General features: G+C 57.0%; 7 protein-coding genes and 2 pseudogenes. All 9 read left to right on the forward strand.

Going from position 1 to position 9,931, the window contains the following annotated elements; genetic code table 11:
• Positions 1–1,174: nickel-dependent hydrogenase large subunit (locus PW844_RS20475; protein ID WP_299455825.1), on the forward strand; the 1,174-nt coding region annotated here is incomplete at its 5' end.
• A 13-nt stretch (positions 1,175–1,187) separates the two neighbouring features.
• Positions 1,188–1,732 (forward strand): annotated as a pseudogene (locus PW844_RS20480) (formate hydrogenlyase complex iron-sulfur subunit).
• Positions 1,729–2,493 (forward strand): NADH-quinone oxidoreductase subunit B family protein, encoded by a 765-nt coding sequence (locus PW844_RS20485; RefSeq protein WP_299455826.1) that lies wholly within the window; start codon positions 1,729–1,731, stop codon positions 2,491–2,493. Before PW844_RS20480 ends, PW844_RS20485 begins: the two are co-directional and overlap by 4 nt.
• Complete coding sequence (locus tag PW844_RS20490) at positions 2,493–2,903, forward strand: formate hydrogenlyase maturation HycH family protein (RefSeq protein ID WP_299455831.1); 411 nt, start codon at positions 2,493–2,495, stop codon at positions 2,901–2,903. Before PW844_RS20485 ends, PW844_RS20490 begins: the two co-directional genes overlap by 1 nt.
• Positions 2,896–3,372, forward strand: a complete 477-nt coding sequence (gene hycI / locus PW844_RS20495; RefSeq protein WP_299455827.1) for a hydrogenase maturation peptidase HycI — start codon at positions 2,896–2,898, stop codon at positions 3,370–3,372. The genes PW844_RS20490 and hycI overlap by 8 nt, the downstream gene beginning before the upstream one ends.
• A gap of 219 nt (positions 3,373–3,591) precedes the next feature.
• Positions 3,592–4,140: an electron transport protein HydN gene (gene hydN / locus PW844_RS20500; protein WP_299455828.1), complete on the forward strand. Its 549-nt coding sequence runs from the start codon at positions 3,592–3,594 to the stop codon at positions 4,138–4,140.
• Positions 4,141–4,154: 14 nt separating this feature from the next.
• Positions 4,155–6,305, forward strand: a complete 2,151-nt coding sequence (gene fdhF / locus PW844_RS20505; RefSeq protein WP_299455829.1) for a formate dehydrogenase subunit alpha — start codon at positions 4,155–4,157, stop codon at positions 6,303–6,305.
• Positions 6,305–8,578 carry a carbamoyltransferase HypF gene (gene hypF, locus PW844_RS20510; RefSeq protein WP_299455830.1) on the forward strand — a complete coding sequence of 758 codons (2,274 nt, stop codon included), beginning with the start codon at positions 6,305–6,307 and terminating at the stop codon, positions 8,576–8,578. The genes fdhF and hypF overlap by 1 nt, the downstream gene beginning before the upstream one ends.
• A gap of 4 nt (positions 8,579–8,582) precedes the next feature.
• Positions 8,583–9,600 (forward strand): annotated as a pseudogene (locus tag PW844_RS20515) (HoxN/HupN/NixA family nickel/cobalt transporter).
• The last annotated feature ends 331 nt before the right edge of the window (positions 9,601–9,931 follow it).

Consider the following 9,931-nt stretch of genomic DNA (forward strand, 5'->3'; position numbering starts at 1 on the left):
CAATGTGGTGCCAATCGGCCCGTTGCACGTCACTTCCGATGAACCCGGTCATTTCCGTCTGTTCGTCGATGGCGAGAACATTATTGATGCCGATTATCGTCTGTTCTACGTGCATCGCGGCATGGAGAAGTTGGCAGAAACCCGCATGGGCTACAACGAGGTGACGTTCCTTTCCGATCGGGTATGCGGTATCTGCGGCTTTGCCCACAGCACCGCCTATACCACCTCGGTTGAGAACGCCATGGGGATCGTGGTCCCGGAACGCGCGCAGATGATCCGTTCGATTCTGCTGGAAGTGGAACGTCTGCACAGCCATCTGCTCAATCTCGGCCTGGCCTGCCACTTTGTCGGTTTTGACTCCGGGTTTATGCAGTTCTTCCGTGTGCGTGAGATGTCGATGAAAATGGCGGAAATCCTTACCGGCGCACGCAAGACATACGGACTGAACCTGATTGGCGGCATTCGCCGTGACCTGCTGAAAGATGACATGATCCAAACCCGCCAGCTGGCGCAGCAGATGCGTCGTGAAGTGCAGAATCTGTCCGATATCCTGCTGAGCACGCCAAATATCGAGTCACGCACCGTTGGCATTGGTCGCCTCGACCCGCAAATCGCCCGCGATTTTAGTAACGTTGGCCCAATGGTCCGCGCAAGCGGCCACGCCCGTGACACCCGCGTCGATCACCCGTTTGCCGGCTACGGTCTGCTGCCGATGCAGATCAACAGCCTCGACGGGTGTGACGTGCTGTCACGCCTGAAGGTGCGCATCAATGAAGTGTTTACCGCGCTGAATATGATTGATTTCGGCCTCGATAACCTGCCGGGCGGCCCCCTTGCGGTGGAAGGCTTTACCTACATTCCCCAGCGTTTTGCCCTCGGCTTTTCTGAAGCACCGCGTGGTGATGATATCCATTGGAGCATGACCGGTGACAACCAGAAACTGTATCGCTGGCGCTGCCGTGCAGCGACCTACGCCAACTGGCCGACCCTGCGCTATATGCTGCGCGGCAATACGGTTTCCGACGCGCCACTGATTATTGGCAGTCTCGACCCCTGCTATTCCTGCACTGACCGCATGACGGTGGTGGATGTGCGCCGCAAGAAAACCCAGGTCGTGCCTTACAAAGAACTGGAGCGCTATAGCATCGAGCGCACCCATTCGCCGCTGAAATAAGCCCGGAGCTACCATGTTTACTTTTATCAAAAAAGCCCTCAGCGGCGGGGTCGCCACCACCAGTTACCCGTTGCAGCCCGTCAATGTGGATGCCAATTTTCGTGGTAAGCCAGAACATAATTCACAGCAGTGCATCGGCTGCGCCGCCTGCGTTAATGCCTGCCCTTCCAATGCGTTAAGTGTGGAAACCGATCTGGCGAGCAGGGAGCTGGCGTGGAGCTTTAACCTCGGTCGCTGCATTTTTTGTGGCCGTTGCGAAGAGGTCTGCCCGACTGCCGCTATCCGGCTTTCTCAACAGTACGAGCTGGCGGTGTGGGATAAAGCGGTATTTGCTGCAACAGGCGCGTTTCCCGTTGTGTCACTGCCGCGACTGTGGTCGTCCTTTTGCGGTGCAGAAAGAGATCGATTATGCCATCGCGCTGTTGCAGCACAACGGATAGCCGCGCAGAAACCCGCCGCACCGCCTTCGAAACCTGCCCGGAGTGTAAACGCCAGCACAGCCTGGTCTCATCCGGGAATATTGAAGTCACCCGCCAGCTGGGAGGAATCAACGGATGAATAACTTAGTCGGCCCACGCGATCAGCAGGGTCAACCACTTCCGATGCCGGTGGAAGAATCCATTGCACGCATGAAGGCATCGCTGCTGAAAAAAATTAAACGCTCCGCCTATGTCTATCGTGTGGACTGCGGCGGTTGCAACGGTTGCGAAATCGAGATTTTCGCCACCCTTTCGCCGATTTTTGATGCTGAACGCTTCGGAATTAAAGTCGTTCCCTCGCCACGTCATGCCGATATCCTGTTGTTTACCGGGGCGGTAACCCGCTCTATGCGCGCCCCGGCGTTACGTGCGTGGGAGTCCGCACCGGATCCGAAGATCTGCATTTCCTACGGTGCCTGTGGTAACAGCGGCGGCATTTTTCACGATCTTTACTGCGTCTGGGGCGGCACGGACAAAATCGTACCGGTGGATGTGTATATTCCAGGCTGCCCGCCTACCCCCGCCGCTACCTTGTTCGGGTTTGCGATGGCGCTTGGCCTGCTGGAGCAGAAAATCCATGCACGCCCGGCGAGCGACCTGGATCTGCAACCCGCGCAGCTGTTGCATCCGCAGCTGGTGCAGCCGCTGCGCGTGCGTATCGATCGTGCCGCCCGTCGCATGGCAGGCTATCGCTATGGACGCCTGATTGCTGACAACTACATCAGCAAACTCTCGGCAGGTGATGGCGCCGTTCAGCAATGGCTGATGGAGGAGAATGATCCGCGCCTGACCGAGATCGTCGCCAGTCTGGAAAACCTGGTGCATCTGGAGCGCGTGTGATGAGCGAATCTGTGGTGTTTTGCCAGCTCAGCCGCAAGTTTATTGATGAAAATGACCACACGCCGCCGGATGCGCAGCAGGTGGTTTATTACAGCCTGGCGATCGGCCATCACCTCGGAGTGATTGATTGCCTGAAAGAAAGCCTGGTATGCCCGCTGGAGGCTTATCAGACGTGGATCGCCACATTACCGGCAGACAGTGTGGCAAAACGCAAAATGGATGGGGTGCCACGCTACGGTGAAATCGTCATCGATCACAGTCATGTGGTGATGCTGGCGCAGGCATTTGATGATGCCAGACCCCGGCAAACCCCACAACAGCAGCGCTGGAGCCAGGCGCTGCTCGATATGCTACAAGCTATTCAACAGGAACCGGCCGTTTATCTGATGGTCAGGAGGCGCTATGACTAAGGTTTTACTTTGCGTTGGCAACAACATGATGGGTGACGACGGCGCGGGCCCGTTGCTGGCGGAAAAATGTCGCGCGGCACCACGCGGCGACTGGACCGTGATCGACGGTGGCAGCGCACCGGAAAACGACGTGGTTGCCATCCGCGCATTGCACCCCGATCTGCTGTTGATTGTCGATGCCACCGATATGCTGCTGCCACCCGGCGAAATCCGGGTGATCGACCCGGATGATATCGCCGAAACGTTTATGATGACTACCCATAATATGCCGCTTAATTTCCTTATCGACCAGCTGAAGGAGGACGTCGGGGAGGTGGTGTTTATCGGCATCCAGCCGGATATTGTTGGCTTCAGTTATCCCATGACCGAGGCGGTAAAAAACGCCGTAACTGAGGTATATCAGAGGCTGGCAGACTGGGAAGGGAATGGCGGGTTTATGGCGCTGGAAGAGAGTGATTTTTCATATTGAAATTATTCTTTCCAGAATAAAGAAATACTGGAAATAAATAGCTGTTCATTTTTTAACCTTTACATCTGTCATCTCGCCATCGGTGTCATCGTCAAAAGTGTCAATGTCACCGTCATTTTTCATCCCCACCAAAATAACCATCTGATTTTTAACAACTAAAAACCTGGCACGGTTTATGAATAGCTCCTGTGAATAACAAGTTCAATGCAGGAGTTTTTGATGAACCGTTTCATCATTGCCGATTCAAGCAAGTGTATTGGCTGCCGTACGTGCGAGGTGGCCTGTGTCGTGTCCCATCAGGAAAACCAGGATTGTTCCGCGCTCACCCCGCAAACTTTCCTGCCGCGCATTCACGTCATTAAAGGCGTGAATATTTCAACCGCTACCATGTGCCGTCAGTGCGAGGACGCCCCGTGCGCCAACGCCTGCCCGAACGGTGCGATCAGCCGCGATAAAGGCTTTGTCCACGTGATGCAGGAACGCTGCATTGGCTGCAAAACCTGTGTCGTCGCTTGCCCTTACGGAGCGATGGAGGTGGTGGTTCGCCCGGTGATTCGTCACAGCGGGGCCGGACTGAACGTGATGGCGGAGAAAGCCGAGGCCAATAAATGTGACCTTTGCTACCACCGTGAATCCGGCCCGGCGTGTATGCAAGCCTGCCCGACCAATGCCATCCTGTGCGTCGATCGCAACAGGCTCGAACAGATGAGCGCCGAGAAACGCCGTCGTGCGGCGCTGGATGCTTCATCTCTGTCTTTCAACTTTTAACAGGCCTGTTGCTGATGAAAAAAATTACCACCGTCTGCCCCTACTGCGGTGCAGGCTGCAAACTGAAATTGGTTGTTGAAAATAATAAAATCCTGCGCGCCGAAGCGGCTGATGGCGTGACTAACCAGAACGAGCTGTGCCTGAAAGGCTATTACGGCTGGGATTTTCTTAACGACACCAAATTGCTCACCCCACGGCTGACCCAGCCGATGATCCGCTATGAAAAAGGCGGCAAACTCCAGCCAGTCAGCTGGGAAGAAGCGATCAGCTACACGGCAAAACGCCTTAAAGCCATTAAACAGCAGTTCGGCCCACGCGCCATCATGACTACAGGTTCGTCACGCGGCACCGGTAACGAAACCAATTTCGTGATGCAGAAGTTTGCCCGCGCGGTGATCAACACCAATAACGTCGACTGCTGTGCACGCGTCTGTCACGGTCCTTCCGTCGCCGGTTTACAGGTCACGCTGGGTAACGGGGCGATGAGTAACTCCATCGGCGACATCGAAAACTCCAAATGCCTGCTGATCGTCGGTTATAACTGCGCTGACTCGCATCCGATCGTGGCGCGCCGCGTGATTAAAGCCAAAGGCAACGGTGCCAAAATCATCGTCTGCGACCCACGCCGCATCGAAACCGCGCGTATTGCCGATCAGCATCTGCAAATTAAAAACGGCTGCAATATGGCGCTGGTGAATGCCTTCGGCCATGTGCTGCTGGAAGAACAACTCTACGACAAAGAATACGTGGCAAAACACGCGGAAGGACTGGAAGCCTATCGTGAGAGGGTGAAAGGCTACGCGCCGGAAGACGTAGAACATCTCACCGGTATCCCGGCCCAGCAGGTGCGCCAGGCGATGCGCACCTTCGCTGCGGCACCTTCCGCCACCATTATGTGGGGCATGGGGGTCACACAATTCGGCCAGGCGGTGGATGTGGTGAAAGGCCTGTCCAGCCTGGCGCTGCTGACCGGCAACCTTGGCCGGGAACACGTCGGCGTGGGTCCGGTGCGCGGACAGAACAACGTGCAGGGTGCCTGTGATATGGGCGTGCTGCCCAACCAGTTCCCCGGTTATCAGGATGTGGTCGATGCCGATATCCGTGCCAAATTCGCCAAAGCCTGGGGCATAGACCCGGCCATCATGGATGACAAAGTCGGCGTACGTATTACCGAAGTGCCCCATCTGGCACTGGAAGGCAAAGTCAAAGCCTACTACATCATGGGGGAAGACCCGCTCCAGACTGAAGCGGATCTGGGCCTGGTGCGTCAGGGCTTTGAAGCGCTCGATTTTGTGGTGGTGCAGGATATCTTTATGACCAAAACCGCCGAAGTGGCTGACGTGCTGCTGCCCGCCACCTCCTGGGGTGAGCACGGTGGGGTATTTACCTGTGCTGACCGCGGTTTCCAGCGTTTTGAAAAAGCCATCGAACCGCAATACAACGTCAAACGTGACTGGGAAATCATCAGCCTGATCGCCACCGAGATGGGCTACCCGATGCACTACGACAACAACGAACAGATCTGGAATGAGCTGCGCGAACTGTGTCCGCTGTTCTACGGCGTGACCTACGAAAAAATGGGTGAAATGGGACATGTGCAGTGGCCGTGCCCCACTCTGGACCATCCCGGCACGCCTTATCTGTATAAAGACAGCAAGTTCGATACCCCGAGCGGTAAAGGCCAGCTGTTCGCTGCCGAATGGCGCGCACCAGCGGAAGTGCCGGATGAGGAGTATCCGCTGGTACTCTGTACGGTACGTGAAGTGGGCCACTACTCCTGTCGCTCCATGACCGGCAACTGCGCCGCATTGCAAACGCTGGCCGATGAACCGGGCTTTATGCAGATCAATCCGACGGATGCCGCCGCGCTGGGTATCGAAGACCGTCAGCTGGTATGGGTCAGCTCACGGCGTGGTAAGGTGATCAGCCGTGCTGACGTCAATGAGCGTATCAATCAGGGCTCGGTGTATATGACGTATCAGTGGTGGATTGGGGCCTGTAATGAGCTGACCCAGGATAATCTCGACCCCATCTCCAAAACACCGGAAACCAAGTATTGCGCGGTCAATGTCAGCGCCATTGAGGATCAGGCCTGGGCCGAAATGTATGCCCAGACCACCTACAATGAGATGAAAGCGCGACTGCGTGAAGCGGCAGAGGCGTAATGCGTCTCCTGCCGACGAAAGATCCCTCGTCTGAGGGATCTGATCACGGCGTAGCACTGCGCATTCGCGGCAAAGTTCAGGGGGTGGGCTTCCGTCCTTATGTCTGGCAGCTGGCACAGCGGCTACAACTGAGCGGTGATGTCTGCAACGACGGTGCCGGGGTACTGGTGCGCCTGACCCGTCACTCCGACGCCTTTCTCTCCGCGCTCCATCAGTATTGCCCTCCCCTGGCACGCATTGATCGTGTGGAACAACAGGCGATGCGCTGGCCCACGCCGCCGCAAGGTTTCACCATTCGCCACAGTGACGTCAGCGCGATGGATACTCAGATCGCCCCGGATGCGGCTACCTGCCCGGCATGCCTGCGCGAACTGAATAACCCGGACGATCGCCGCTACCGTTATCCGTTTATCAACTGTACCCACTGCGGCCCGCGCTTCACCATCATTCGCGCGATGCCTTATGACCGGCCTGCTACCGTGATGGCGGCGTTTCCGCTTTGCCCGTCCTGCCACGATGAATACTACAACCCGATGGACCGGCGCTTCCATGCGCAGCCGGTGGCCTGCACGGATTGCGGTCCGCAGATTTTCTGGCACAGCGCTGATCAACACCTTAAGGGGGAAAACGCACTGCAACAGGCGGTTGCTGCGCTGCGAGCAGGAAACATTGTGGCGGTGAAAGGATTGGGCGGTTTTCATCTGGCAGTGGATGCGCGCAATCACGCTGCGGTCCAGCGATTGCGGCTGCGCAAGCGCAGGCCGTCAAAACCGTTTGCGGTGATGGTCGCAGATACTGCGGGATTACCCGCAGAGGCGTTGTTACATCTCACCTCTGCAGCAGCACCGATTGTGTTGGTGGAGCAGACTGCCGTCACCGGGTTAAGCGCTGCCATCGCGCCAGGACGCAATGAAATCGGCGTGATGCTACCGGCCAACCCCCTGCAACATCTGCTGCTACAGGATTTTGGCGGCCCGCTGGTCATGACCTCCGGTAATCTTAATGGCCTGCCACCCGCCATTGATAATCAGCAGGCGCTGGTGGAACTGGCGGACATTGCCGATGGCTGGTTGCTGCATAATCGCGCCATCCTGCAACGCATGGATGATTCCGTGATGCGCGCCAGCGGTGAGATGTTGCGCCGCGCCAGGGGGTTAGTACCGGATGCCCTCGCCCTGCCGCCCGGCTTCGAAAATCTGCCGCCCATTCTGGCTCTCGGCGGCGACCTTAAGAACACCTTCTGCCTGGCGCGCGGTGAGCAGGCAGTGCTGAGTCAGTACCTCGGCGATCTGACGCAAAATGGCAGTGAAGCACAGTGGCGACGTGCATTAAAGCTGATGTGTGAAATCTACAACTTTATACCGCAGCGAGTGGTTATCGATGCCCATCCGGCCTGGCACAGTACACGGCTGGGGCGGGAAATGGCGTTGCCGCTGACCGAAGTTTTGCATCACCACGCCCACGCTGCCGCCTGCATGGCCGAACATCACTGGCCGCTGACAGCTGGCAAGGTGATTGCGTTAGCGCTGGATGGCATTGGCTATGGCGCGAACGGCCAGTTCTGGGGCGGTGAATGCCTGCGGGTGGATTATCGTGATTGTCAACATCTCGGCGGCCTGCCGCCCGTCGCGCTGCCAGGAGGCGATCTGGCGGCCCACCAGCCATGGCGTAACCTGCTGGCGCAGTGTGAAGCCTTTGTGCCGGACTGGCAGCGCTACCCTGAAACCACTGTGGTGTGTCAGCAGAACTGGCAACCGCTGGCAAAGGCGATCAAGCGCGACATCAATGCCCCTCTCGCCTCTTCCTGCGGTCGCCTGTTTGATGCCGTTGCAGCGGCGCTGGGCTGCGCGCCATGGCAGCAAAGTTACGAAGGCGAGGCGGCGTGCCTGCTGGAGACGCTGGCAATCGATCATGGCCCTTGCCAGCATCCTGTCACCTTACCTCTGGTAAATGGTCAGCCTGATATGGCGACTTTCTGGCGGCAGTGGCTGGGCTGGCAGAGTAGTGTCCCGGCGCGAGCCTGGGCATTTCATGATGCACTGGCGCGGGGGCTGGCGAACCTTGCGCGCCATCATGCCCGGTTACAGAACATTACTACCCTCGTTTGCTGTGGCGGCGTGCTGCACAACCGGCTGATGCGTGCCCGTCTGGCTTTCTACCTCGCTGATTTTCAGGTTTTCTTCCCGCAACAGTTACCTGCCGGTGACGCTGCTCTTTCGTTCGGCCAGGCATTGATCGCCGCTGCCCATCTGATGACAAACCCACAAGGATAGAATGATGCATTTACGTGAATCCGCTACGACCTCACGCGCTGGCGTCTTGCTGGCGCTGCTGGTGACCGCCAATTTCGCCGCCTGGGCATGGGCGCTGGTGATTTTCCGTCACAGCCCGGCGCTGGTGGCCGCCAGCCTGCTGGCGTGGTGCTATGGCCTGCGCCACGCTGTCGATGCAGACCATATCGCCGCTATTGATAACGTCACCCGCAAAATGCTGCAACAGGGTAAACGGTCAATTGGTATTGGTGCCTGGTTCTCTCTCGGCCATTCCAGCATCGTTATCCTCGCGTCGCTGGCGATTGCCGCGACGGCCACTACCTTCCAGCATCGTATGGGCTGGTTCCATGATGTTGGAGGGGTGATCGGCACCGCCGTGTCTGCCTGTTTTCTGTTGGCTATGGCGCTGGTGAATCTGGTGATTCTGAAAAGCGTATGGCGCAATTTCCGCCAGTGAAACGAGGGGAAACCGCTCACCGCCGATACTCTCGACTTCGCCGCGCAGGGCGGGATGATGAGCTGGCTGTTTGGCCGCACGTTTCGCCTGATCGGCAAAAGCTGGCACATGTATCTGGTCGGCTTTTTATTTGGTCTGGGTTTTGATACTGCCACCGAAATTGGCGTGCTGGGTATCTCCGTCGGCCAGCGCCTCTCCGGTATGTCGATCTGGTCGATTATGGTTTTTCCGGTTCTATTTGCCAGCGGCATGGCGCTATTAGACACGCTCGATAATGTGCTGATGGTCGGTGCTTACGGCTGGGCATTCAATAAGCCGCAGCGCAAGCTTTACTACAACATGACTATTACCGGTACGTCGGTGGTGGTGCCGCGCTGTTTATTGGCGGGCTCGAAGCGCTGGGGCTGATTGCCGATAAGTTCGGATTCAGGGCGGCGTATGGGACGGCGTTGGAATGCTTAATGACAATCTCGGCAATGCCGGTTTTGTCGTCGTCGGGCTGTTTATCGCCTGCTGGCTGGTGTCGATGCTGAACTACCGCTGGAAGGGATACGATTTTTTGTAATTTTCTGCGGCTCAATGCGTTAGCGGCTCTCGCGTATCTTAACCACATTCAGGGTGCATATCCCGCCCCGGAAACCCCTGTGGATAAATTCTGTCAGGCTGCGCCCCACCGGGGCCGGGAAAGAGGCGGTCATTTACTGACCGCTTCGGCGTATTTTTAGCTATGCCGTAATGGAGCAAAAGTACTCAGTCAACTCCCCCGCTTTCACTATCTTCACAGAATACCCCATCACCACATCGCTATCAGACAAATTTCGATTGCCATGCTAAACCGGTTTAGTTAATTTTCTACAAAATTACTTTTGGAGATGATGACATGGCGGCACGAGTCT

Source organism: Pantoea sp., from assembly GCF_028283705.1.
In the GTDB taxonomy this organism is placed as follows: domain Bacteria; phylum Pseudomonadota; class Gammaproteobacteria; order Enterobacterales; family Enterobacteriaceae; genus Pantoea.